At 37.7% G+C, this 26209-nt stretch carries 26 protein-coding genes; 4 read left to right on the top strand and 22 right to left on the bottom strand.

From position 1 onward, the window contains the following. Positions 1 to 9: 9 nt before the first annotated feature. From uvrA to BMW30_RS05715, 12 genes are all read right to left on the bottom strand, one after another. A complete protein-coding gene (gene uvrA, locus BMW30_RS05770) occupies positions 10 to 2841 on the bottom strand; it encodes an excinuclease ABC subunit UvrA (protein WP_091475134.1) in 2832 nt (943 codons plus the stop codon). Positions 2842 to 2846: 5 nt separating this feature from the next. After that, a complete protein-coding gene (uvrB, locus tag BMW30_RS05765; RefSeq protein ID WP_091474782.1) occupies positions 2847 to 4823 on the bottom strand; it encodes an excinuclease ABC subunit UvrB in 1977 nt (658 codons plus the stop codon). Between the two features lie 98 nt (positions 4824 to 4921). Continuing rightward, positions 4922 to 5167: a DUF2198 family protein gene (locus tag BMW30_RS05760; protein ID WP_091474780.1), complete on the bottom strand. Its 246-nt coding sequence runs from the start codon at positions 5165 to 5167 to the stop codon at positions 4922 to 4924. A 2-nt stretch (positions 5168 to 5169) separates the two neighbouring features. Further along, a complete protein-coding gene (locus tag BMW30_RS05755; RefSeq protein ID WP_091474778.1) occupies positions 5170 to 5814 on the bottom strand; it encodes a YfbR-like 5'-deoxynucleotidase in 645 nt (214 codons plus the stop codon). Continuing rightward, entirely contained in the window at positions 5814 to 6401 is a 588-nt protein-coding gene (locus BMW30_RS05750; protein WP_091474777.1) for a TlpA family protein disulfide reductase, read from the bottom strand. Before BMW30_RS05750 ends, BMW30_RS05755 begins: the two co-directional genes overlap by 1 nt. A gap of 151 nt (positions 6402 to 6552) precedes the next feature. Next, positions 6553 to 6966: a c-type cytochrome gene (locus BMW30_RS05745; RefSeq protein WP_091474774.1), complete on the bottom strand. Its 414-nt coding sequence runs from the start codon at positions 6964 to 6966 to the stop codon at positions 6553 to 6555. Positions 6967 to 7046: 80 nt separating this feature from the next. Beyond that, positions 7047 to 8157 (bottom strand): peptide chain release factor 2 gene (prfB, locus tag BMW30_RS05740; RefSeq protein WP_143248996.1). Its coding sequence is split into 2 segments (ribosomal slippage): positions 7047 to 8084 and positions 8086 to 8157, totalling 1110 coding nucleotides; the frame shifts between segments, so codons are not numbered across the junction. 2 nt (positions 8158 to 8159) lie between these two features. Beyond that, a complete protein-coding gene (gene secA / locus BMW30_RS05735) occupies positions 8160 to 10703 on the bottom strand; it encodes a preprotein translocase subunit SecA (protein WP_091474771.1) in 2544 nt (847 codons plus the stop codon). A 116-nt stretch (positions 10704 to 10819) separates the two neighbouring features. Continuing rightward, complete coding sequence (gene hpf / locus BMW30_RS05730) at positions 10820 to 11389, bottom strand: ribosome hibernation-promoting factor, HPF/YfiA family (protein WP_091474769.1); 570 nt, start codon at positions 11387 to 11389, stop codon at positions 10820 to 10822. A gap of 50 nt (positions 11390 to 11439) precedes the next feature. Then, the gene (locus tag BMW30_RS05725) at positions 11440 to 11907 is read right to left on the bottom strand and encodes a ComF family protein (RefSeq protein ID WP_180366231.1); all 468 of its coding nucleotides are present in this window, start codon (positions 11905 to 11907) and stop codon (positions 11440 to 11442) included. A gap of 203 nt (positions 11908 to 12110) precedes the next feature. Further along, the gene (locus BMW30_RS05720) at positions 12111 to 13208 is read right to left on the bottom strand and encodes a DEAD/DEAH box helicase family protein (protein ID WP_180366230.1); all 1098 of its coding nucleotides are present in this window, start codon (positions 13206 to 13208) and stop codon (positions 12111 to 12113) included. Positions 13209 to 13415: 207 nt separating this feature from the next. Further along, entirely contained in the window at positions 13416 to 14282 is an 867-nt protein-coding gene (locus BMW30_RS05715) for a DegV family protein (protein ID WP_091474767.1), read from the bottom strand. A 92-nt stretch (positions 14283 to 14374) separates the two neighbouring features. On the opposite strand from BMW30_RS05715, the gene BMW30_RS05710 reads away from it, so the two are divergent. Next, complete coding sequence (locus tag BMW30_RS05710) at positions 14375 to 15004, top strand: YigZ family protein (RefSeq protein ID WP_091474766.1); 630 nt, start codon at positions 14375 to 14377, stop codon at positions 15002 to 15004. On the opposite strand, the gene BMW30_RS05705 is transcribed toward BMW30_RS05710, so the two are convergent. Next, entirely contained in the window at positions 15001 to 16035 is a 1035-nt protein-coding gene (locus BMW30_RS05705; RefSeq protein WP_342707586.1) for an MraY family glycosyltransferase, read from the bottom strand. The two genes, BMW30_RS05710 and BMW30_RS05705, sit on opposite strands and share 4 nt — an antisense overlap. A 144-nt stretch (positions 16036 to 16179) precedes the next feature. Here BMW30_RS05705 and BMW30_RS05700 point away from each other — a divergent pair, with 144 nt between their 5' ends. Beyond that, a complete protein-coding gene (locus BMW30_RS05700) occupies positions 16180 to 17229 on the top strand; it encodes a GGDEF domain-containing protein (RefSeq protein ID WP_091474762.1) in 1050 nt (349 codons plus the stop codon). 31 nt (positions 17230 to 17260) lie between these two features. Here BMW30_RS05700 and ytxJ read toward each other — a convergent pair whose 3' ends face one another. Beyond that, positions 17261 to 17581 carry a bacillithiol system redox-active protein YtxJ gene (gene ytxJ, locus BMW30_RS05695; RefSeq protein ID WP_091474760.1) on the bottom strand — a complete coding sequence of 107 codons (321 nt, stop codon included), beginning with the start codon at positions 17579 to 17581 and terminating at the stop codon, positions 17261 to 17263. Positions 17582 to 17691: 110 nt separating this feature from the next. On the opposite strand from ytxJ, the gene BMW30_RS05690 reads away from it, so the two are divergent. After that, the gene (locus BMW30_RS05690; protein WP_091474758.1) at positions 17692 to 17940 is read left to right on the top strand and encodes a hypothetical protein; all 249 of its coding nucleotides are present in this window, start codon (positions 17692 to 17694) and stop codon (positions 17938 to 17940) included. 51 nt (positions 17941 to 17991) lie between these two features. Here BMW30_RS05690 and BMW30_RS05685 read toward each other — a convergent pair whose 3' ends face one another. Beyond that, positions 17992 to 18873: an EMYY motif lipoprotein gene (locus BMW30_RS05685; protein WP_091474756.1), complete on the bottom strand. Its 882-nt coding sequence runs from the start codon at positions 18871 to 18873 to the stop codon at positions 17992 to 17994. 124 nt (positions 18874 to 18997) lie between these two features. On the opposite strand from BMW30_RS05685, the gene murB reads away from it, so the two are divergent. Further along, positions 18998 to 19915 carry a UDP-N-acetylmuramate dehydrogenase gene (gene murB / locus BMW30_RS05680; RefSeq protein ID WP_091474754.1) on the top strand — a complete coding sequence of 306 codons (918 nt, stop codon included), beginning with the start codon at positions 18998 to 19000 and terminating at the stop codon, positions 19913 to 19915. 90 nt (positions 19916 to 20005) lie between these two features. On the opposite strand, the gene BMW30_RS05675 is transcribed toward murB, so the two are convergent. The 7 genes from BMW30_RS05675 to nrdF form a co-directional block, all read right to left on the bottom strand. Continuing rightward, entirely contained in the window at positions 20006 to 21034 is a 1029-nt protein-coding gene (locus tag BMW30_RS05675; RefSeq protein ID WP_091474752.1) for an ABC transporter substrate-binding protein, read from the bottom strand. Positions 21035 to 21066: 32 nt separating this feature from the next. Next, on the bottom strand, positions 21067 to 21882 hold the full coding sequence (locus BMW30_RS05670; protein ID WP_091474750.1) for an iron ABC transporter ATP-binding protein: 816 nt from the start codon (positions 21880 to 21882) through the stop codon (positions 21067 to 21069). After that, positions 21879 to 22838, bottom strand: a complete 960-nt coding sequence (locus BMW30_RS05665) for an iron chelate uptake ABC transporter family permease subunit (protein ID WP_091474748.1) — start codon at positions 22836 to 22838, stop codon at positions 21879 to 21881. Before BMW30_RS05665 ends, BMW30_RS05670 begins: the two co-directional genes overlap by 4 nt. Then, the gene (locus BMW30_RS05660) at positions 22828 to 23796 is read right to left on the bottom strand and encodes an ABC transporter permease (RefSeq protein WP_091474746.1); all 969 of its coding nucleotides are present in this window, start codon (positions 23794 to 23796) and stop codon (positions 22828 to 22830) included. The genes BMW30_RS05665 and BMW30_RS05660 overlap by 11 nt, the downstream gene beginning before the upstream one ends. Positions 23797 to 24022: 226 nt before the next feature. After that, on the bottom strand, positions 24023 to 24634 hold the full coding sequence (locus BMW30_RS05655) for an SDR family oxidoreductase (RefSeq protein ID WP_091474745.1): 612 nt from the start codon (positions 24632 to 24634) through the stop codon (positions 24023 to 24025). A 58-nt stretch (positions 24635 to 24692) separates the two neighbouring features. Next, positions 24693 to 25118, bottom strand: coding sequence for a FixH family protein (locus BMW30_RS05650; RefSeq protein ID WP_091474743.1), 426 nt, complete (start codon positions 25116 to 25118; stop codon positions 24693 to 24695). Between the two features lie 128 nt (positions 25119 to 25246). Then, entirely contained in the window at positions 25247 to 26209 is a 963-nt protein-coding gene (nrdF, locus tag BMW30_RS05645; RefSeq protein WP_091474741.1) for a class 1b ribonucleoside-diphosphate reductase subunit beta, read from the bottom strand.

Genomic DNA, 26209 nt, shown 5'->3' with positions numbered 1-26209 from the left:
GTCATCCTCCTAATGGTTTCTTTCCAACCATTTTATTAAATGTTGACCTGTGTAACTCGCTTTTTCTTCCATAATCGTATCTACTGATCCCGTGACAACGACAGTTCCACCCTCGTCTCCACCTTCTGGTCCCATGTCGATAATATTATCCGCTACTTTTATGACATCGAGATTATGCTCGATAATCACAACTGTATCTCCTGCATCCACTAAACGTTGGATGACGCCAAGCAGCTTTTTAATATCCTCAGAATGTAAACCGGTTGTCGGTTCATCTAAGATATAGAGCGATCGACCATTTGAACGCTTGTGGAGCTCTGAAGCAAGCTTCACCCGCTGTGCTTCACCCCCAGATAATGTTGTTGCTGGTTGTCCTAAGCGCACATAACCTAAACCTACATCCATGATGGTTTTCATCTTGCGGTTGATCTTCGGATGGTTTTCAAAGAAGTAGTACCCTTCTTCAACTGTCATGTTTAATATATCAGAGATGTCTTTGTCTTTATATTTAATCTCCAATGTCTCTCTATTATATCTTTTTCCTTCACAAACTTCACACGGTACAAAGACATCTGGTAAGAAATGCATCTCTATTTTTATAATTCCATCACCTTTACACGCTTCACAACGTCCACCTTTAACGTTAAAACTAAATCTGCCCTTATTGTACCCTCTGACTTTGGCTTCATTTGTCTGTGCATAGACATCTCGAATGTCATCAAATACACCGATATATGTCGCCGGGTTGCTTCTCGGTGTTCGTCCGATCGGTGATTGGTTAATATCGATAATCTTTTCAATCATCTCCGTCGCTTCGACTGTGTCATGTTCACCTGGAATTTGTTTTGAACGATAGACATGTGTGTGCAATCCTTTATAAAGAATTTCATTGACTAAAGTACTCTTACCCGATCCTGAAACGCCTGTGACAACGTTTAAGACAGACATCGGGAACTTAACATCTATATTCTTTAAGTTATTTTGACGTGCACCTTTTACTTCAATATAACGTTTTTCATCTGGTGTTCTATATGTTTCTGGCAGCTCAATACGCGCTTTACCACTCAAATATTGGCCCGTTAACGACTTCTTATTATTCATCACTTGCTTCGGCGTACCGCTCGCAACGATTTCTCCACCATGCTCGCCCGCACCAGGTCCTATATCGATGATATAGTCTGAAGCAAGCATCGTATCTTCATCATGTTCAACGACGATGAGTGTGTTACCAAGATCTCTCATATCCTGTAGTGTAGAAATTAATCGGTCATTGTCACGTTGATGAAGCCCTATTGATGGCTCATCTAATATATAAAGCACACCGCTCAATCGAGAACCGATTTGAGTTGCCAATCGTATGCGCTGTGCTTCCCCACCCGATAAAGTACCGCTTCGACGATTGAGTGTTAAGTAATCCAATCCAACATTTCTTAAAAATGTGAGTCGTGCATTAATTTCTCTAAAAATCGGTTCAGCAATTGTCTGTTGGTTTTTACTCAATTGCACTTCTTCCAACGATTTTAAAGCTTCTTTTACCGATTGTGCAGAATATTCACCAATGTGTTTATCTTGAATCCTTACACATAACGCCTCATCGCTTAAACGGTAACCATTACATGATTGACATGACATTTCCTTCATGTACTGACTCATGACTTCACGCACATAGTTCGATGGGCTGTCTGTATATCTGCGTTCAATGTTATTAAATACACCTTCAAATGCCATCTTTCTCTTACGTGTTACACCGTTGTCTTGATTAAATGTGTATTGTATCTCTTCACCGTCTGAACCGAATAAAATAATATCTTGTTGTTTCTTCGGTAACTTATTAAATGGTGTATCCATATCGATGCCAAAGTGTGCTGCCGTTTGTTTTAATAATGTTGGATAATAATTAGAACTGATTGGCGTCCACGGTAATAGCACATCTTCATTTAAAGATAAACTTTCATCCGGCATGACGAGTGATCTATCCACTGCCATCTTGATGCCAAGGCCGTCACATGATTTACATGCGCCATATGGCGCATTAAATGAAAAAAGTCTCGGTTCCATTTCACTCAATGTGAAATCACACTTTGGACATGCAAAGTGTTCAGAAAATGTCATATCTTCCCCATCGATGACGTTTACTGTGACGTTACCATCACCTTTATTTAATGCGGTTTGTAATGAGTCAGATAAGCGTGACTCAATGCCATGTTTAACGACGATTCTGTCGACAACGATATGGATGTTATGTTTTTTGTTCTTTTCTAATTCCGGAACTTCTGAAATATCATACATCTCTCCATCAACAACGACTCTTGAGAAACCTTCTTTGTTAATTTCTTCAAACACTTTAACATGCTGCCCTTTGCGGCCTTTAACAATCGGCGCAAATACTTGAATACGTGTCAATTCAGGCAATTCCATAACGCGATCGACCATCTCTTGAATCGTTTGAGACGATATTACTTCGTTATGTATTGGACAGTATGGTGTGCCTGCACGTGCAAACAACAAGCGCATATAGTCATAGATTTCAGTTATTGTTGAAACCGTTGACCTCGGGTTGTTGCTCGTCGTCTTTTGGTCGATTGAAATTGCTGGTGATAATCCTTCGATTGAATCCACCTCAGGCTTATCCGTCTGTCCTAAAAACTGTCGTGCATATGCACTCAACGACTCAACATAACGACGCTGTCCCTCTGCATAGATCGTATCAAATGCGAGTGATGATTTTCCAGATCCAGACAAACCCGTCATGACGACGAACTTGTCTCTTGGAATGTCAATATCGATGCCTTTTAAATTATGTTGTCTTGCACCACGTATAGATATATATTTATTTTTCAATTCCTTCATCCTTCCGCTTTCAACTCAAACAGAGCATCCCTTAATTCAGATGCACGTTCGAAATCTAAAGCTTTCGCAGCATCCTTCATTTCTTTTTCGAGATTGACCATCACTTTTTCACGTTCTTTCTTCGTTAACTTCCGCTTTTTCTTCATCGGTTGTTCTTTGGATTCATCATCTTTAATCTCACCAGATGCACTGATCAGCTCGCGTATTTCTTTCTGAATCGTCGTCGGCGTAATGTTGTGTTTTTCGTTAAATTCAATTTGTAATTCACGACGACGTGCCGTCTCATCGAGTGCATATTTCATAGAATCCGTTACTTTATCGGCATATAATATAACATGACCGTTTGCGTTACGCGCAGCACGACCAATCGTCTGAATAAGCGAGCGGTTTGAACGTAGAAATCCTTCCTTATCCGCGTCGAGAATTGCAACGAGAGACACCTCTGGTATATCCAGACCTTCTCGTAATAAGTTGATTCCGACGAGTACGTCGTAAGTACCGAGTCGGAGCTCACGAATAACTTCAATACGTTCTAGCGTCTTAATTTCTGAGTGCAAGTACTGGACTTTAATGCCCGCTTCTTTTAAGTAATCCGTTAAATCTTCACTCATCTTTTTTGTCAATGTAGTAATGAGTACACGCTCGTTTTTCTCTACACGCTGTAAAATCTCTTCAACGAGATCATCAATTTGATGTTCAGATGGTCTGACATCAATTGTTGGATCCAGTAACCCTGTCGGACGGATAATCTGTTCGACCATCTTTTCAGTATGCTCTAATTCGTATGGACCTGGCGTTGCCGAAACATAGAGTAACTGCTGTGCTTTCTCTTCAAACTCTTCGAATTGCAACGGTCTATTATCTAGTGCACTCGGCAATCTGAAACCATGTTCAACAAGCACTGTTTTTCGTGCTCTGTCACCGTTGAACATCCCGCGTATCTGGGGTAATGTCACGTGTGATTCATCGATCATAATTAAGAAATCTTTAAAGTAATCAAGGAGTGTATATGGTGTTGAACCGATTGGACGAAGTGTCAGATGTAATGAATAGTTCTCGATCCCTGAGCAGAATCCCATCTCTCGCATCATTTCTAAGTCATAGTTTGTACGCTGTTCTAGTCGCTGTGCTTCTAGCAACTTGTTATCTTCTCTTAACTCAGTTAAACGCTCTTCTAATTCCGCTTCGATTCGCTCTATTGCAATCTTCATCTTCTCTTCACGCGTTACGAAGTGTGATGCAGGGAAGATTGCAAAATGTTCTCGCTCAACTAATACTTCACCGGTTAAATGGTTAATCTCACGTATTCTATCGATTTCATCACCGAAAAATTCGACGCGAATACACTGTTCGTCTCGTGACGCTGGGAATATCTCCACGACATCACCGCGCACTCTAAACGTACCGCGTTTAAAATCGATATCATTTCTCGAATATTGAATGTCAACGAGCTTGCGTAACAATTGATTGCGCTCGATTGTCATCCCCACACGTACACTTACGACCATGTCTCGATATTCTTCTGGGTTACCTAAACCGTATATACATGATACCGATGCGATGATGATGACATCATCTCTTTCAAAAAGTGCACTCGTTGCAGAGTGCCTCAACTTATCAATCTCATCATTAATCTGTGCATCTTTTTCGATAAAAGTATCGGTTGATGGTACATATGCCTCCGGTTGATAATAATCGTAGTAACTGACAAAATATTCAACACGGTTGTTTGGGAAAAACTCTTTAAACTCACTGTATAGCTGTCCTGCTAACGTCTTATTATGCGCGATGATAAGCGTCGGCTTTCCGACACGTTGAATGACTTGGCTCATCGTGTATGTTTTACCTGTTCCTGTCGCACCTAAGAGCGTCTGATGTCTCTGTCCTGAATTGATCTGTTCGACAAGCTCATCAATCGCCTTCGGCTGATCCCCAGCAGGTTGGTATTTTGAAACTAACTCGAATTCTGCCACCTCATCACATCCTTTTTATATTCACTGCATTTATTATTTTATCAAATATACAGCAAAAAAAGTAGTGAAAAGCACAAACGTATGTTCGCGTCTTTTCACTACTCTCCATCTTGTACATCTATCGCATCTAATTCATACAACTCTATCAACATATAACCAATTACAATTGAAACTGCGTTTAAAAATAATGTCCATTCAGAGTAAAAATACCCCTGATATATTGCTGCAGCAAACAAGATAAAAGTCAACAACACTGCAACGTACTTATTATGTGTCCATCGTGTAAAAAATATAACGATGACCGCAGGAACGATAAGTGCCATCATCGGCCAAAATAATTCCAAAATTAATCAAATTCCTTTGCTAAAATTTCCTGAGTGATATCGATTAACTCAGTCGTTTTTATAAATTTCTCTTCCAACATCTCTGGAATAATGACATTGACAAACTGTTGAACGCACGTGAGATGCTTAAAGGAGATAATCTCTTTTAGACTTTCTGTATATACTTCAAAAAACAGCGGCTCTGGGTTACGTTTCTGAATTTCGCCAAATGATTCATACAATAAATCCACTTTATCGGCGACTGATAAAATTTGACCTTCAATCGTATCATCTTTACCTTCATCCGCAAGAAAACTCTTATATGCTTCTTGATACTCTTCTGGAAATTCAGACTCAATGAAGCGTATCGTCATAGATTGTTCTACTTCAGTAAACAGATAGTTTAATTTTTCTGAAGCATATTTAACCGGTGTTTTAATATCTCCTGTGAAAATCTCTGGATAATCATGATTCAAAGCTTTTTCATATAAATTTTTCCAATTGATCTCGTTGCCAGCGTGCTCTTCAACTGTTCCAAAGTACTGTGCAATCTTTGTCACTTTGTATGAATGTGCGGCCACATTATGCATTTGATACTTAAACTTACCCGGCATTCTAATGAGATTTTCCATATCATTTAAACTTTTAAAATATTGATGAATTCCCATCAGTCCAACTCCTTTACATATGATATATAGTTGTTGAGTAGATCGAGATTAACTTCGCCAATAAATACACGTATGATTTCTCCATCACCATCGACGAAAAACGTCGTCGGAATGACACTCACTTTAAATTCATCTAAACCAGCATCTTCATCATGAAACTCATAGACTGGAAACAGTACATTATGTTCTTCTATAAACTTATCGCGACCATCTACAGTATCATCGACATTGATTGCAATTATCGCAGCATCCGAACCGTTAATTTCCTTATGTAGTTCGTTTAACTCAGGTACTTCCCGCTGACATGGTAAACACCAAGATGCAAAAAAGTTAACGACAGTCACGTCATGTGAAGATACGACTTCTTGAAGTGTGGCATCATTGTTTATGACATAATCGAAATTATCATTTAATATGTTATTACCCACAGCCATATGCGTATCTCGTCCTTCAGCGTTACCAATCGATTGAATCATTTGATCACGTATTTGATTATTTGACATCGATAATACTGCATAGATTGAATAGGCTACTACCATAAGTAACGCAAATACACCGACTAATAAAAGTACTCGTTTTAATTTCATATCGTCTCAACCTTATAATATATTGTGTTTATTCTATCATACTTGTCGGTGTCCACCTATTCACATCAGTATGTTATCTTGATAAATTTGTGTCGATTATAGGCAAAAAAAAACACACACACCATTTTTAATGGCGTGTGTTAAAAAAGAATTACATTTCGCTGAAGAATCCAGCAAGGACATCTAAATCTTCGTCACTGATTTGGTTTTCGTTGTAGCTAGGCATTGAACCAGGACCTTCGCGTACTGCGTCAGTAATAGTACCTTCATCTAAACCTGTTAAATCAGGACCCATAGCACCTGTGAAGTCTTGTCCGTGACAAGCTGTACAGTTTGTACGTGCAAATTCTTCTGCATCAAAGTCTGAAGTTGAAGCTGAATCATCTGCTTCTTCCTCTTCATCAGTTGCTTCCTCATCTTCAGTTGCCTCTTCTTCATCAACAACTTCTTCTGTGTCCGCATCTTCTTCAACATCATCTGTTGTGTCAGCATCATCATCGCCGTTACCACATGCACCTAATACTAGGACAAATGATAGTAGAAAGAACATAAAGAACTTTTTCATCTAAATTCCCTCCCTATTTTATAATATTTTAAATCCAATTTAATTATACCCATAATATCTACAAAAATGTCAATATATCATTAATTATGTGAAATGTTTTGTCGTAAGAATGCATGAATAAATGGCAATAAGTCACCATCCATCACTTTCGAAGTGTTTCCGACATCTAGATTTGTTCGATGGTCTTTGATCATCGAATACGGATGGAAGACGTAAGAACGGATTTGCGATCCCCATCCGATTTCTTTCTGTTCACCTTTTGCTGCGTCAACTTTTGCTTGTTGCTCTTCTAGTTTTCGTTGATAGAGCTTCGACTTTAACATCGACATCGCTTGCTCACGGTTTTTTATCTGTGAGCGTTCGTTCTGACACGTGACGACGATGCCTGATGGATGGTGTGTAATACGCACAGCTGAATCTGTCGTGTTAACGTGCTGACCACCTGCACCGCTCGCACGGTACGTGTCGACTGAAATATCTTCAGAACGTATTTCGATTTCTATGTTTTCATTTTCAAATTGTGGTGTTACCTCACATGAAACGAATGATGTATGACGACGTCCTGAAGAATCAAATGGTGAAATTCGCACGAGACGATGTACACCTTTTTCTGCTTTTAATAATCCATAAGCATTGGTTCCTTTAATCAATAAAGTCACGCTTTTTACACCCGCTTCATCACCTGCAAGATATTCCAACACTTCAACTTTAAAGTTCTGTTGTTCACAAAATCTGTTATACATACGGAGTAACATCTCCGCCCAATCTTGTGATTCCGTTCCGCCTGCACCAGGATGCAGTTCAAGCAGTGCATTGAGATGATCGTGTTCATCACTCAGTAACACGCTGAGCTCAAATTGATTCAGTAATTCCTCGGTTTCTTTTACATTCTCGACCACAGTGTCGTGCATGTCTTGATCATATTCTTCTTTCAACAACTCATAAGATACTTCGATATCTTCGATGTGTGACAGAATCGCTTTAAACGATTCTGTCACCTGTTTGATTTGGTTACTTTCGTCAATGATTGCTTGTGCTTTTGATTGATTGTTCCAAAAGTTAGGGTCAGCCATTTGCTCTTCGTACTCAGCAATCTGTATTTCTTTTTCCTCTAGGTCAAAGTGACCCCCTAAAGTTATCGATTTTTTCTTCCATATCTTCTAAAAAGTTTTTAATTTCATGTAATTCCATGTTTACGCATTACTCCCATGACAATTTTTATATTTCTCACCAGAACCACATGGGCACGGATCATTTCGACCAATTTTAATTTCATTAATGATTGGCTTGCGACGCACCGGTTGTTTTTTCTGGTTTGCAGCATTGTTACCTGCTTGAAGTGTTTCCTTATCCACCACTTCTTCACGCTTGATTTCATCTTCTTGACGGATTTTCGTCTTCAAGACATATTTCGCTGTATCATCTTCGATCGATGTCAACAGCTCTTCAAACATTTGTAATCCTTCACGTTGATACTCTTGCAGTGGGTTTGTTTGTGCATACGAACGTAAACCGATACCCGTTCTTAACTGATTCATCGCATCGATGTGCTCAATCCACTTCTTATCAATTGTTCTAAGCATGATCATACTTTCAAACATTCTCATGCGTTCTTCGCCGAGTTGTTTTTCTTTATCCTCAAGTTCAGATTCAATTTTTTCCATCAGTATTTCTTTAACTTCTGCTGCATCACGACGCTCAATTTCAGATTTCTCAAGTGCGCCTTCTGAAATAAAGTTCTCCTCTGCTTGCTGTATAAATGCTTCGTAATCTCTATTATCTTCATCTTCAATAATGTGATATTCAACAAGGCGATCTACTGCCCCTTGAATCATACCCATCAATGAATCATTGATGTCTTCATTATCTAAAATTTCGTTACGTTCGCGGTAGATCACGTCACGTTGTTGACGTTGTACATCGTCAAACTGTAAGAGACGTTTACGTGCATCGAAGTTATTACCTTCAACGCGTTTTTGTGCTGACTCAACAGAACGCGTAATGACTTTTGAAGATAATTCTTCGCCACCCATACCGAGTCGTTCCATCATGTTTTGAATACGCTCTGAACCAAAGCGACGCATTAAGTCATCTTCAAGTGATAGATAGAATGAACTTTCACCAACATCCCCTTGACGACCTGAACGCCCGCGTAACTGATCATCAATACGACGTGATTCGTGACGCTCTGTACCGATAACATATAGTCCGCCGAGTTCTTTAACACCTTCACCAAGCTTGATATCCGTACCACGACCAGCCATGTTCGTCGCAATTGTCACCGCACCTTTTTTACCGGCATCTGCAATAATTTCCGCTTCACTTGAGTGATGCTTCGCATTTAATACGTTGTGGCGGATTCCTTTTTTACGTAAAACTTTACTGATCATTTCACTTGTTTCTACGGCAACCGTACCGATTAAAATCGGTTGGCCTCGACGATGTCGCGCTTCAACATCCGCTAATACTGCTTTGAATTTCATATCTTTCGTCGAGTAAATTTTATCTGGGTTATCAATTCGTTCAACAGGAACGTTTGTCGGAATAGAAATAACTTTCATGTTGTAAATGTTTACGAATTCTTCTTCCTCGGTTTTCGCAGTACCTGTCATACCAGATAATTTGAAATACTGTCTGAAGAAGTTCTGGAACGTAATCGATGCCATTGTACGTGATTCGTTTTGAATCGATAATCCTTCTTTCGCTTCAAGCGCTTGGTGTAAACCATCAGAGAAGCGTCGGCCTGGCATTTTACGACCAGTGAATTGGTCGACGATTACGACTTTATTCTCTTCAACCACGTAGTCAACATCGCGCGCCATCGCTTTGTTTGCACGGAGTCCTTGGTTGATGTGGTGAATTAAATTTACGTTTGAAACGTCATATAAGTTGTCTAGTTTGAACCAGTTTTCTGCCTTTTCGACGCCAGCCTCAGTCAGCTGAATGTTTTTAGTTTTCACATCATATGTGAAATCTTCTTCAATTTCCAACGTTCTCACAAATGCATTGGCTTCAACGTAATTTGTCGATGTTGCATCCGCTTTACCTGAAATGATCAATGGCGTACGCGCTTCATCGACTAAAATCGAGTCAACTTCGTCGACGATTGCAAAGTTCAATTCACGTTGTACACGGTCTTTTTTGTAAACGACCATATTGTCACGTAAATAATCGAATCCGAGTTCATTGTTCGTCGTATATGTTACATCGCAATCATATGCTTCGCGCTTTGCATCACTTTTCTTAGAGTTCAAGTTAAGACCGACTGTTAATCCTAAGAAATTATATAGTTTCGACATCTCTTGACTCTGTGTTTCAGATAGATATTCGTTGACTGTAATGACATGTGCACCACGTCCAGTCAATGCATTTAAATAAACTGGCATCGCTGCAGTTAATGTTTTACCTTCACCGGTTTTCATCTCAGCAATATCGCCTCTATGAAGCACAATACCACCCATGATTTGTACAATGAAAGGTTCGAGCCCGAGTGTACGTTTTGCTGCTTCTCTGACGAGAGCAAATGCTTCTGGTAAGATTTTTTCCATCAGCTTTTCTTCATCGGCACGAGATTCCAGTTCTTTAAATTGAGCACGGTATTCTTCAGTTTTCTTTTTAAAGTCTCCATCTTGAAGGCGACTCATCTCATCTTTTAAATTATCAACTTGCATCGCAATTTTTCGTATTTGGTTAAGGTCACGCTTATTAAAGTTAAATATTTTCTCTAAGACATTCATCGTGTGTCATTCTCCTCCTAGGTACACTCTCAATCATTCATTTTATCACTCTTGCATGTAAATTAAAATTATAATGGACATAAAAAAAGAGGCCTTGCGGCCTCTCATGAATCCTCTTAGATTTCTGTTTCAATTAATCCATATTTTCCATCGTTACGTTTGTATACGATACTCGTACCTTCTGTGTAACGATCATTGAAGACGAAAAAGTCGTGACCGAGCATGTTCATTTGTAAAATCGCTTCTTCCGAGTCCATCGGTTTTAAATTAATTGTTTTATTTTTAACGATATCAAAGCTATCATCATTATTTTCTTCTGTTGAAGCTCCAGCTTCACCGTTCACATCAGGCGCACCGAAGTAGTAAGGTTCTTCATTCTTCTCTCTGAACTTACGGTTAATTTTAGTTTTATGCTTTCTAATTTGTCGTTCGAGTTTATCGATGATTAAGTCAACTGCCGCATATAAATCATCGTGTTTTTCTTCTGCGCGTAGTGTTAGACGCTTCATCGGAATTGTAATTTCCACTTTTGCAGTTTTGTTATTGTACGTTTTAATATTCACGTGTGCATGTGCATCGGGCACATCAGTGAAATAACGTTCGAGCTTTGCTACCCTACTTTCTATGTGATTTCTAATAGCATCAGTTACAGTGAGTTTTTCTCCTCTAATTTCACATGTAATCATGATCCCAACTCCTTTTATAATTATTTACTACTTTAATTATATCACTATCATCAGCTTCTTGAAAACGTTAACAGGTCGATATTCTTACAATTATGTGCATAAAGTTCCTGAATTGCTTGATGCACAGTAATTCCTGTCGTGTATATATCATCCACTAACAATATGTTCGCACCATATACCCGTTCTTTATCACCTTCATGCATGAAAAATATTTGTTTTTCACGCAAGCGCTCGGCTTTCGTAAGTTCTGATTGACGCTTTACTTTATTCGTCTTTAAAATATCAGAGTAATTTACATTTAACTGGTCGAGTACCAAAGACACTTGATTATATGTCCGCTCCTCTAACCGCTTATTTGAGATTGGTATCGGAATTACAAGATCATACTTTTTAAAATCCACATTGATGAAATGCGCAATGACTTCACTCATTGCCGCATCATTGACGAATTTGTAGCGATGAAATAACTGCTGCACTTCTTTATTGTAGTCAAATACTGTAATAATTTGATTCGGCAAATGTTTAAAGGACTGACTTAAAAACAGACAGCTCTCACAAAGGTCAACCGCTTCTTCTGTCTTATTGGCACATCTTTTACACGTTGGAGAATCTGAAAGGGGTGAGAGTTTTTTCTCACATGTATGACAGATGATACTGGACTTTTGAAACAAGGAAAAGATATCGACATGTTGACTCAACGGTGAGTGACAATATAAACAGATCATAAATCCTCCGCATTAAGTTTTTGGATTGTTTTTATCGTACGGATAATATCTAGTGTCTGAAACTCAGTAAAGAAATGTATGTTGCCGATTGGATCATCGATTTTTCTACCAACTCTTCCACAGATTTGCATCAGACTGCTAAAATCATAATGGTCTGCCCCAATGACGATGACATCCAAATACGAAAAAGTGACACCTCGTTCTAAAATGGTTGTCGTCAATAATATTTCTATTTTAGATTCACGGATTGCTTCAACTTTGACATAGCGGAATGCATCGTCGCTATAGACTGAAGTCATACCGTCGAATTGGTTGGATAGCAGCGTTTCTAATTGATGCATCAGTTCAATTTCCGGAACGAATACGAGCACTTTGCGTTTACTTGCCACAATTTGTTTTAGCAGTTCAACCAGTCTTTTATTGATTCTATTTTTTCTCAACTGTTTGATGACGTCTTGCCATTCTAATCTAGGTATCGCAAGTGGATGGCCATGATAACGTTTATTTATCGTGACTGTTTCATGTTGTCCTAAAAATTTAAGCGTGCGCTGAGACGGTGTTGCGGTCATAAAAATAATGCTGTGTTTCTCAGTTGCCGCAACTTTTATGGCTTGCATTAAAGTATCATCAGTCGTCAGTGGAAAGGCATCTGTTTCATCGACGATGATTAAATCAAAGTGATCATGATAGTTATATAATTGTTGTACTGTTGCAACTAGAAACTGATGTTCAAACTCTAACTTCACACCGTCATACTTTAGATCAATTCTCGAATTGACAAATGCTGCGCTGAGTCGTGTGTAAATCTCTTTGACGACATCGATTCTCGGTGCTATAAATGCAACGCGTTTAGCCCGTTGTCGTGCTGCTGCAATACATTGGAATGTGATTTCCGTTTTACCTGCACCTGTGACGGCTGACAGTAAAATGTTTCTGTTCTCTATACTCGCCTTTAGCAATGCATCGGATGCCTTTGATTGAATTTCACTCAGTTCAAAATCTAAAATAAACTGTGCCCGCTCTTTTCTTTTTATGACATCGACACCACGGAGTGGCTTCCGATTTGTCATCGCACCAAGTTGTACACAGTTCATACAATATGTGACCGGACCTTTATAAAGTTTTGATTCATACGTATAGAACAGGTGTTTTTTATCGTTTTTACAGCGTAGGCATTTGAGTGGCTTTATCGTCACAGACTTTAGAGCAATAACAACGTTCCCTGTATTTTTTATTAACATATGTCTCCACAAAAAAAGGCACAGCTAAATAAGCTGCACCTAAATATTTTTTCTTCTTTTTTACATTTCTAAATCGAATGTTGTGTAGCCGAGACCCAGACTACCTTCGCCTAAATGTGTTGCAATGACTGGTCCGAAATAACTCAATGTAAAATGAACGTCCGGATAGAGAGATTGTAAATGCCTCATCCACTCACGCCCGGCTTCTTCATCATTACTATGAATGACAGTTGCTGTGATCTTCTTGCCCGCTTGCTTCTTAATCTCTTCACCAAACTGTTCTTCAACCAAGCTCTTCGCTTTCTTCATCGTCCTTACTTTTTCATAAGGAACAATTTTACCTTCTTGGAATTCAAGAACGGGCTTAATGTTTAACAGACCACCAATCAGTGCTTGAGAATGAGATACACGTCCGCCCTTTTGTAAATTCTTCATAGAATCCACGATAAATTTCGCATCGGAGCTCGTCTTTTGTTTCATCTCTTCCAAGTTCTCTAATAGTTCCACTAATTCAAGCTTATCTTTGTTTTGCGCTGCATAGAGTGCCATAAACCCTTGCATCAAGCAGGCGATCTCCGTATCCACAACATGCAGATTTATACCATCAACTGAGGCACCAGCAGCTCGAGCATTCGCACACGTCCCACTGATTTCAGCGGAAAGATGAACGCTGATGACATCTGTGTAGCCTTCGTTCCGCAATTGTTCAAGGAGTAATATATAATCACCAATAGATGGTTGTGAAGTCGTTGGTAACTCATTCATCGCCGCCATTTTTTCAAAGAATTCAGCTGTTGTGATTTCAATTTCTTCCTTGTATGAACCATCATCCATATTTACGATCAATGGAATTGTATATATGTTATATTTTTCCTTTAAATCCTTTGGAATATATGCTGTCGAATCCGCGACTACTGCAATCTTCATAAAAAATCCTCCTACAACTAATACACTCATTTATATATTACTATTTACACTCGACTTCGTCCATTATGATAGAATGTAAATGAGGTGTCAAAATGGAACAAACGTACATGAATTATAAAAATACTTCTGCAGAAATTACAATCAACAAATCAAATTTTATCGGACATATCGCACGAACTGAGAGTGAAGATGAAGCGAAAGCATTCGTTGCCACGATTAAAGAAAAATATAAAGATGCGACACATAACTGCAGTGCGTATATCATTGGAGAAAGTGCACTGATTCAGCGTGCAGATGATGATGGGGAACCGAGTGGCACTGCAGGCGTACCGATGTTAGAAGTGTTAAAGCGAGAAGAACTCTACAATACGACAGTCGTTGTTACACGATATTTTGGTGGTGTTAAACTCGGTGCAGGTGGGTTGATTAGAGCGTATGCGAAATCAACATCAGAAGTAGTAAAAGCTGCGGGAAAAGTCTATCTTGTCATGATGCATCCCGTGACTTTAGTCGTAGATTATACGTTCACAAATTCAATTGAGCATTACTTTGAGAACAATGATATTCAAATTAAAGACACTGCGTATACCGATAAAGTGACCTATCATTTTTATGTTGAAACTGATAAAAAAGATACACTTCAACAACAGATTCAAGCGATTACGAAAGATAACTATAATATGGATGTAAAAGAAGAAGTCCCTAGTGAGCGTGTACTTTAGGGACTTTCTTGATTATTTCTGAATATTTTTCTCATCAGATTGAGCAATGGCTGCTTTTTATTGCCACCAAGACTCGTGTACTCGACGACGATGGCTGTTGTAAACAACAGGATAACCGCCACTGTAATGATGCCATACTCGGGTGATATATAGAGGACAACGCTCGAAATTGCATATAAACTCGAAATCAAATAGATGATTATAACACTTCTACGGTGACTGTGTCCTAAAAATTGAAGGCGATGATGCAGGTGATGTTTGTCTGCACGAACGATTGACACTCTATTCTTATAGCGTCTTATCATTGCAAACAATACATCGATGATCGGAACAGCTAAAATGATAATTGGGAACAGCAACGATAGAAATGTTACTTCTTTAAAGCCCATCAAACTGACGACACTTAGTATGTAACCGAGCAACATTGCCCCATTATCCCCGAGAAATATTTTTGCTGGGTAGAAATTATATACTAAGAACCCTAAACAAGAACCGATGAGAATCACACAGATCATCATGACGAAAATATTGCCTTGCAACACTGTTATCACTGCTATTGCTAAGAGTGATATTATCGACACGCCTGTTGCTAAACCGTCTAGACCGTCTATAAAGTTAATTGCATTAATGATTGAAATGATCCAAAAGATAGTAACTGGAATAGCCAGATATCCAAATTCAATGGAAAAACCAAATAGGCTGATTTCATCGATGATAATGCCGTAATATATCGGCACAAAGCCGATGAGTATTTGTCCGATGAACTTGATCAACGGCTTAATATCAAAAATATCATCAATAACGCCTAGAATGACGACAAAAATACCCCCGACAAAAATTGCGATATATTCTACTTCAATCGGTCGGGAGATTACGACGCCAAGTATGAATGACAATAAAATTGCAACACCACCTAAAAATGGCATAGGTACGTCGTGTACTTTCCTCGTCCCTGGTCGATCTACTAAACCGAATGCATGAGAAATATATATTAAAATAGGGATCAAAATAATCGATATTAAAAATGACATGAGAAACAAAAAGATTGTGTACATATATTCACCTTCACTGGTCAGCTACTTACTAAAACAACCACCACTACTCTATAACATTGTAACCTATATTAATTATCAGTATAATTAATATGGTGAATTTACTCGTAAGGAGGACCGCATATGTTTTTAGATGTCCTTATCAATTTAACGCTCGTCATCAGTATTATTTACTTTTACTATCGAGCGATATATCGATTCAATAAATCTTTCGTCGAACACGACCGTACACAAGCGATATTGCTTGCGATACTTGCGCTTGTGCTCGCTTATATAATGATCGATGTCAATGGTTTTGGCATATCCATGTTTTTCGTACCACTATTATTAATCTCAATATTTAAACACCCTGTCATTTTCTCACTAACACTTCTTGGTGTATTCATGATGAAATGGATTGAAGGTATTTTTTATTGGGAAATGATTGCAATTTTTATTGTGGCGTATGCGATTGCACTACTCGCTGATCATTTTCAAAACTTTAGCCGATTTGTAAATTCAACGATATCACATTCGCTGTTTATATTTATTTATTTTATCGGTATTTATGTTGCTTTTGAAGTCATTTCATTGTCAACAGTATTCATAGCAATCATAATTTCTCACATCATCGCATTTTTAACAACGATTATTCTAAATGATATCAACTTCATTGCCAAATTAATAAAACGTTATGAACAAGATGAATATACGGATCAACTCACACAACTTGGAAATAGTAAAGCGCTCGATCGCGATGTTGAAAAATGGATTGCATCCAAAAATCATTTGACGATGTATTTAATCGATATCGATGGCTTTAGTACATACAATGAAAATTATGGTTATCGCACAGGTGATGCGATTATTCGTCAAATGGTCGATGCACTTAAAAATATTTCGCCTCAAGGTTCTTTATTGTTTCGTAATGGTGGAGAGGAATTCACAATTTTGATTCCTGAACTCAGCTTCGATAAATCTGTTCGTCTTGCCGATGGCATACGCAAGAATATTGAAAACCATCTGTTTTACATCGATGATGATGAACAGATTTCACTGACAGTTACGATCGGTATCGGCTACCATAGCAAGTCTTTAGAAACCGATAAAACAACATTATTTAAAGATGCGGGAGATATGTTACATCGTGCAAAAAAGCAGGGACAGAACCAGATTATGTTCAGTCCCCTATAAAAAAATCACATGCGATTGTGGCATGTGATTTTTAATCTTCTGCATTTGATAACGTATTCATTTGAATTTCTTGATGTGAGCCATTCCATTTTACTGCTTTGTTTTTAAAGTAAAATGCCTGTGGAGATTCATGCTTTATGCCATATTTTTCTTCGATATGTTTTGATAACTCAGCATGATCTTGGACAATTAAATAATATCCATCCATATCGCATTCATAATGAAACTTTTCAAAAGTCTCATAAGCAGCCTGAGAAACTGGGCAACTGTTACTGTGTTTCAAAAAATAAAAAACTTCTTTACTTTCTAACAACTGATCGAATGCATCGATTGTAGTAATTTTTCTTAACATAAATGTCACCTCTAACTAGACTGATAATAACTTATCATTCTTTGTCAAATTAAGCAATAATGCATTGCTTTTATGATATAATACACACGTGGAGATTGGAGGACGAACGAATGAAACAACCAACACTAAAACGCTGGACAATATTAGATACTTTGAACGCATCATTATTAATCGTGTCGATTTTATTCTTGATTAATTTTGAAGAACAGCCACTCATTTCTTGGCTACTCATCGCAGTATTTACAATGTGGGCTGGGTTTTTAATTTTTAGAAATGTGGTCATTTCTAAAGCTCAGAATGACCCAACGCATCCACTGAACAATGCTGTCAAAAAGGAATCAAATTCTAACGACAAGTAAAAATAATATAAATGATTTTAAATTAAAAGAGTTGGCAATTTGCCAACTCTTTTAACTTTCATTAATTAGCTCTTCCAGCGACTCTATGTACGTACTTTCTAGCTGTTCATACACATTGATTTGTTGTAATATCGTATCGATTTGTAGTCGCTCTAATTCTTCGTTATAGAAGAGCGTATCTCGTCTCTCTGTGTAATATCTTTCATATCCATAGTACATCTCAAGTGTAATACTTCTCACTCGAATTGCAATGTCGGTATCCAAGTTCATCTCATTTAATTTTCTAATGTGTTCTTCTATAATTGGTGTCAAAGATTCATCAATATAATTTTGTTTATCTTCTGATTCTGTTGTTTCTTGTAATTCCTTTGCACTATTTTCTAGCTCACTGCTGTTCTCGTTTATTTGATCAATTATACGATTGACTTCTTCCTCTTCTTCCTCAGTCTCAGCACTAGCAATATACTCGTTCCGAATCTCTTGGTTCTCTATGAACATCTGGCTGAGTCGAACCAGTTCTTCACTTTTAGTAAGCGTTTGATAGTACAGTTCGATATAACGCTCTATATCATTTATGAAGTCTTGCTTAACAGCAAAGCTCTCTAAAAATGTTGTATGAATCGAATCAATTTCATCATTTGTAATTTCGATTGTCTCAAGCTCTTGCTCAATTTCATCTACAAGTGGTACGATTTCATCCTCAATCACCGTGCTCATCTCCCTGAGAGAATTTCTGAGAGAAGCACTATCACCGTTAATGCTGCTGCCATTTAACAATGAATAATCAAATGATTCAAGCAATGTATTGAGTTGATCATTCTTAGTCGCTATTTCCGACATGTCTCGTTGATAATCTTCAAGCGCTTCACCAAGCGAATTTGAACATGCCGTTAATAACAATAATAAAATGTTTAATAACATTATTCTTTTCATTTCATCACATTCCTAGAAAACTATTATATAATAGAATATAGCACAACATATTTCCGAAAGTATGTTCATATTAACAATTCAATGATATTATAGCTATTATTTTATCATTCGGAGGTTTAACCTAATGATGGATACACAAAAAATTGCAGCTGATTTAGCTGATCGATTAACACATTCAAACATAAAAATAAATGAGCCTTTAAAACATTACACATATACTAAAACAGGCGGAAACGCAGATGTTTATCTTACTGTAAAAACACTAGAAGATACAGCTGAAGCAATTAAATACTGTAAAGAGAATAACGTGCCAGTCACCTTTTTAGGCAATGGCTCGAATGTCATTATTCGCGATGGCGGCATTCGTGGCGTTGTATTTAATCTATTAGACATTCGCTACTGTCACGTAAACGATAAAGAGCTCGTCGTCGGGAGCGGTTACCCAATTATTCAAGCGAGTCGTGATGCGCTCGAAAATGAACTCAGAGGACTCGAATTTGCATGTGGGATTCCAGGTTCTGTTGGTGGCGCAATATACATGAATGCTGGTGCTTACATCGGTGAAGTGAAAGATTGTATTAAAGAGGTCAAAGCGATTGATCAAGATGGCAATATCCTTACGCTCAATCGTGATGAATTAGAACTTGACTACCGTACATCTATATTTCAAAGAAATGATTCAATCATAATGGAAGCAACATTCCAACTTGAATACGGAGACAAGCAAGAAATTAAAGCAATAATGGATGATTTAACTGAGAAACGTGAATCAAAGCAACCGTTGGAATATCCTTCTTGTGGCAGTGTTTTTCAAAGACCACCTGGGAATTTTGCCGGGAAATTAATCCAAGATGCAGGACTACAGGGCTATCGTATTGGTGGCGTAGAAGTTTCTAAGAAACATGCTGGATTCATGGTGAATGTTGATGGTGGGACAGCGAGTGATTACGAAGATTTGATCAAGTATGTCCAAGAGGAAGTTGCACAGCAATTCGGCGTTGAGTTAAATCGAGAAGTAAGAATAATTGGAGAAAAATTATAATATATTCTTTCTATAGGATCAGAATAACCCGTCTGATCCTATTTTGTGCATAAAAAAAGACGCACGACTAATGTGCGTATGTTATTTATATTATTCTGCTACAGCTGCTTCAATCTCGTCTAACTGAGTCATTAAAGTACCATATCCACCTGCATTTAAGTACCAAGGTACTGGTGATAGTTCGTAGATGTTTTCGTTTTGAACGGCTGCGACACTACTCGTCACATCGTTCACTAGAACATCAATGTTCGTTGCTTCACCTGTAGATGTTGCTGCACCACGGTCCATGACGAAGATTAATTCTGGGTTTGATTCTGCAATAAATTCAAATGACACTTGGTTACCATGGTTTTCTGTCTCAGTGTCTGTGAGTTCCCCTGCAATTTCAAAGTTTAACTCTTCAAATAGGAATCCGTAACGTCCACCAACACCGTGGAATGCTAGATCTCCACCATTTGTTTGGATGAATAGCATTGAATTGTCTCCAGCATCAATCATTTCATTTAATATTTCGATTCTTGTGTCTAGTTCTTCAACTAACGTTTCTGCTTCTTCTTCAACTTCAAATAATTCACCAAGAATTAATGTTGAAGCTTTAATATCTTCAATGTAGTTTACGTTATTTGCTGCGATATTAACGATTTCTGCATTTGGTGCCGCAGCTTCAAGTTCTGCAATGATATCCGTTGATGACTGACGTCCACTTAACAAGATTAACTCCGGTTGGATCTGTGCAATCAATTCGTAGTTTGGTTCGAATAATCCACCTAAATTTTCAAATTGTTCATCTTCAAACACTGCTAAGTCTTCAGATAAACTTGCATTGTTCTCACCTTTAGGTAAACCAGCGATTGCATCTTCAATCCTTAATTCAACAAATGTTGTCGCTAGACCTAAGTCGAAAATTACAACATTCTCAGGATTTTTAGCAATTTCTACTGTTTCGTTGTGCTCTTCTGAATCACCTTCTGTACCTCTTGGTGGACTGATCGTAAAGTTATTTTCAATTGTTACAGTTTCTTCATCTTGTGCTAAAACGACTTCATCATTACTTGCGAAAACAGAAACTGCAACGACTGAAGCTAAAGTAATTCCTAAAGATTTATATAGAGTTTTCATTTAATATGCACTTCTTCCTTTTGAATATATATTTATTGAGCTACTTTTACCTTTTGCAGTGCACTCAGCTCATTCGCAGTTGTACATTTCTCATCAAAGTAGACACAGATCTGTTGTCCGCCAATCACTTCGATATTCATGTCCATTTCATAAATTTCTTCTAAGACTTCTTTTTTGATGACTTGATCTTTTGTTCCACTAATGGCTACCTTACCATGTTTTAGTGCAACGATATCATCCGAGTAACATGAGGCGAAGTTAATATCGTGTATGACGATAATGATTGTTTTATCTCGTTCTCTGACAAGTCTTCTGAGAATTTGCATGATTTGCACTGAATGTTTCATATCTAAATTGTTTAAAGGTTCATCTAAGAATATATATTCAGTATCCTGTGCGATTGTCATACCGATATAAGCACGTTGACGCTGACCACCCGATAATTCATTTATGTAACTGTGTTCATATTCCTCGAGTTCCATATATTGAATTGTTTCGTCGATCACACGCTCATCCTCTTCAGTCAACCGTCCTTTTGAGTATGGGTAACGTCCGAAAGCAATCAGCTGTCTAACAGTAATTTTTAATTGTAAATGGTTCGATTGTTTCAGGATTGAAATTTTCTTCGCAAGTGCATCACTTGGTTGTGTTAAAATATTCTCTCCCTCAACAAGCACTTCTCCAGAGTCATTGCTAAGAAGTCTTGTTACCATTGACAACACTGTTGATTTCCCAGCACCGTTCGGCCCAATTATCGATGTGATACGCCCTTTACCTATGGAAATTGAAACATCGTCTACGACAGGCTTCTTACCGAAATATTTTGTGATCCCTTTTACATTTATCATTTTTGACTCCTTTTTAAAACTAAGTATATAAAGTACAGTCCACCGACTAAGTTAATTATTATGCTTAACTCGATATTGTTATTGAATACAAATTGCACAACCATCTGACCAAGTAACAATGCAATAGTACTAAATAGCATCGTTCCTATAATCATATATCTATGCCTAAATGTTTCAAATATCTCATGTGCAATATTAACAACAAGTAACCCTAAGAACATTATAGGACCAACTAAAGCTGTTGATATAGATACTAGGATAGCAATTATAATCAGTAATTGCGACACTTTGCGATCATAATTAACACCTAAGTTGACTGCATGTTCTCTCCCTAAGGCTAACACATCTAGCGATCCGAAATCTTTAAATACGATTATCAAAAGAATAATAATGATAATTGAAGTGAATAACAGCAATTGTTCATTTACTGAAGAAAACGAACCAAACATTCGGCTTTGTAACACCATAAAGTCCTGTGGATCGATCAACAATTGCATAAAGGATGCTAAATTTCCAAAAAATGTACCGAGTATAATTCCGATGAGTAATAATAGAAAAACATTATTACCAGTAAACTTAAATAGATACTTAAACACGAGCACTGTAAAAATTACAAGTAGTATTACGCTGACAAAGTAATTGATACGATTATCTAGAAGCAATGTAGATGTTGCGCCAGCAAAAAATATAATAGACGTTTGTATAAACATGTATACTGAGTCAAGCCCCATGATTGAAGGCGTTAATATACGATTGTTAACAATAGTCTGGAATATTACTGTTGAAACTGCAATCGCTACTGCAACGATGACAATTGCGACAACACGCTTTGTTCTAGACGGTAATTGATAGAATAGAATATCTGGATTTAATTGATACAACATGTAAAATGCGATGAGTCCTATGGCTGCAACAGTAAGGATTATGAGTAGGCGATTTCTTCTCTTATCTGTCATGTTTAGCCCTCTTGAATATTAAGATTAGGAAAATTCCGCTACCAACCGTTGCAATAACCAGTCCAACTGAAACCTCATAAGGATATATAATAATTCGCCCAATAATATCACATATCATTACAAAGATTGCACCGACTAAAGCTGTTATGAGAATTGTGTTTTTAAGATGATCTCCTCTAAATATCGAGACGATATTTGGGACAATCAAACCTAAAAACGGAAGTAATCCAACTGAAACTACAATAACAGCGGTTAATGCTGCAGTTAAGAACAGACCGGTGTTTAAAACAAATTTGTAGTTAAGACCTAGGTTTTTAGAAAAATCCTCACCCATCCCAGCAACTGTAAAACGACTGGCAAATAACATGACGATGATGAACATCGGTATTGTTATATACATGATTTCATATCGTCCTGTCGTCATCATGGCAAAGTTACCGTGCATCCATCCGGATATTGCTTGTAATGCATTTTCACGAATCGCTATGAATGTCGTCACACTCGCGACCACGCTACCGAGCATTAGACCGATTAATGGTACAAATATTACGTCTTTAAACTTTATGCTTGTGATAATTCTCATGAAAAGTAACGTACCCAGTACAGCAAGAACAGTTGCAAATCCTAGTCGACCAAAGATCGATATTGCAGGGAAGAAAATCATTCCGAGCAGTATACCGAGCTGCGCCCACTCTGTCGTACCTGCAGTCGTTGGTGAAACAAACTTATTTCGCGTCAACTGCTGCATCACTAAACCACAGACAGCAAGCGCTGCACCAGCAATGATGATTGCCATTGTTCGTGGAAATCGACTGGAGAACAGAATATTTTGTTGGTACTCACTCAGTGAGAATATATCTGTGATACTAATTGCCGATACACCAACAAACATCGATGCAATCGATAAAACAATCAGCAAAACAAACAGTACATCAAGACGAAACAAATGCTTTACCATTCAAATAACCTACCTAACAACACCAAGTGTATAATCTTATTTAGAATCATTCTAATTGAGAACGATTCTCAATATCAATTACGATTTTAATCTTAGTATATCATAATTATGTAGTCAAGATATTTTACAATTAGAATACGCTTTTCCTTTTAAAGGATGAACTTCAGACACAAATTAAACATAAAAAGTGAATGGTCTATATTGCGAGAACCATTCACTTTCTCAATTACTCATTTGCAGTATTATCAAGGTTAAGAAGTAGTACCTCTTTTAATGAAGCATCATCTACTTCTATATATTTGATATTTAAATTGGATTCTTTTAACTCTTTCGCCATCATCGATAACATTGCATCAAGTGCACGTTTAATCATCGCATTGTACATTGAAAAATCGTCTTCTTTCATTGTTTCCACAAGATGTAAGAGTGAACCAGAGCTCTCTGTGTGTAGCAACGGCACGATATGTTTTGCACCGACATATGTGCCCCAGAGATGTGCATCCATCTTAGCAGAAAACATTTCATAATCCATTTCAAATAATTCAGGATCAGTTGATTCATTCTCATGTACATGGATAATACCTGCCAGTTGATTATCCAATCGCTCAAGTATTTCAATAAGATTTTTCCAATCTATTTCTTTACTTGGTTCTAACAGTGCGACAGAAACATGATTAAACCCATCTTGATCCAGCTGTTTCTGCAACGCCTTAAGTGCTGAATAATCTGGTCCAGCCAGTATGATTTGATAATTCTCATCTAACAAAGTATATGCAACACTTTTTCCGATATCTGTGTTTGGATTACATATAATATAGACACGCTGACCTTCTGCCATATTATCCCTCCATTGCTATTTCAAACAATTATAACAAATTTAAGCACAATCTAATCAATTAATCTTCTACAGTGATTGTTTGATTCGGCATTGTGTGTAATGAATGTGCATCTGTATGTGCAATGACCTCATACTCACCCGTATCTTCAAATGTGTATTCAATAACGTAATTTCCGTCTTCTGTATGTTCGGCCACAATTGAATCGAGAGATTCATCGTCTAATTTAATTTCAAACTCTACTTGATCCGCTTCAGTTTCATCTTCACCATCGTATGTCACATGTGCGCCGATTTCGATACTCTCGCCCGCAGTTGCTGTATCAGGCATATCGATCTCTACTTCTAACATCGCAACTTCAGATGAATCATGATCTTGATCATGGCCTTGGTGTTCATCGCTTTCTTCTGTTTCTTCATCACCGTTACATGCTGCAAGCAACAGCACAGACCCTAGTAGAAGTGCTAAATTTCTTTTCTTAAACATTTCATTCTCTCCTTCATTCATCTTATACTTGTTAGTTTAACAAATTCTGTATATCATATCGTTTTAAATGTGTCTAAACTCGAAAAAATAGAAGCCCACAGTTTTCGGGGCTTCTATTTCAGTTTATATTAGAAGACAAAGTCTTCATCACGAATCGCTTCGACATTCAGCGCGATGACATAGCCATCACCTTTCACACTGAAGAAGTCGTGGTTCTTTGTCGTTGTATCGAGTGCGTTCTCTATGATCGGGTTGAATGCTTTTTCTTCAAAGTATGGTTCAAACCCTAAGTTTGCTAATGCTTTGTTCGCGTTATATGTGACGTAGTTCATCACGTCTTCTGTTAAACCAATCTTATCATAAAGTGATTTTGTGTATGCTTCTTCATTCGCATATAGCTCTGTAAGTAATTCATACATCTCTTTGTCCGCACGATCTTGCTCTTCTTGAGATAGATCTCCACGCATCGATTGTGCATCCAGTCCTGTAAAGACACCGTGGATCGATTCATCAAGTAAGATTTTACGGATAATTTCACCACTTGTCACCATTCTACCTTGTCCAGCAAGGTAGAGCGGATAATAGAATCCTGAATAGAATAAGAATGACTCTAAAAATACACTCGCTACTCGTGCCATGTATTGATCATAAACACTTGCATCTCTGTCAAACAACTTGTGATATCTACTGACGATTTTATCTGCTTTATATGTCAGATGTTCGTTCTCGAGCACCCATGTATCGAGCAATTCATTCGTCTCGCGTGACGGTAATAGCGTTGTGAAAATCTGTGAATAACTTTTTGCATGTATCTGTTCCATCATTCCCATGAAAGAATACACAGCTTTTTTACGTAAATCCTTAGTGTGTAACATGATAAGTGGCATACCGTCGTCCGCTTGGTGTGTGTCGAGTCCAGTTAATCCTGCAAGTACTTTTTTAAATGTATCTTTCTCATCATCCGTGAGCGTCGCCCATGAGCTAATATCTTTAGATACTTTAAATTCTGACTCCACCCACATTTGCGCAACATTTTGACGCCAAAATACCATGGTCAAATCGTCTTCTTTGTTCCAGTTAACAGCAATCAT

The sequence above is a fragment of the Aliicoccus persicus genome (assembly GCF_900110815.1).
Lineage (GTDB): Bacteria > Bacillota > Bacilli > Staphylococcales > Salinicoccaceae > Aliicoccus > Aliicoccus persicus.
Note: the sequence above shows the minus strand (reverse complement) of the source record. Positions and strands in the feature narration are given on the sequence as shown.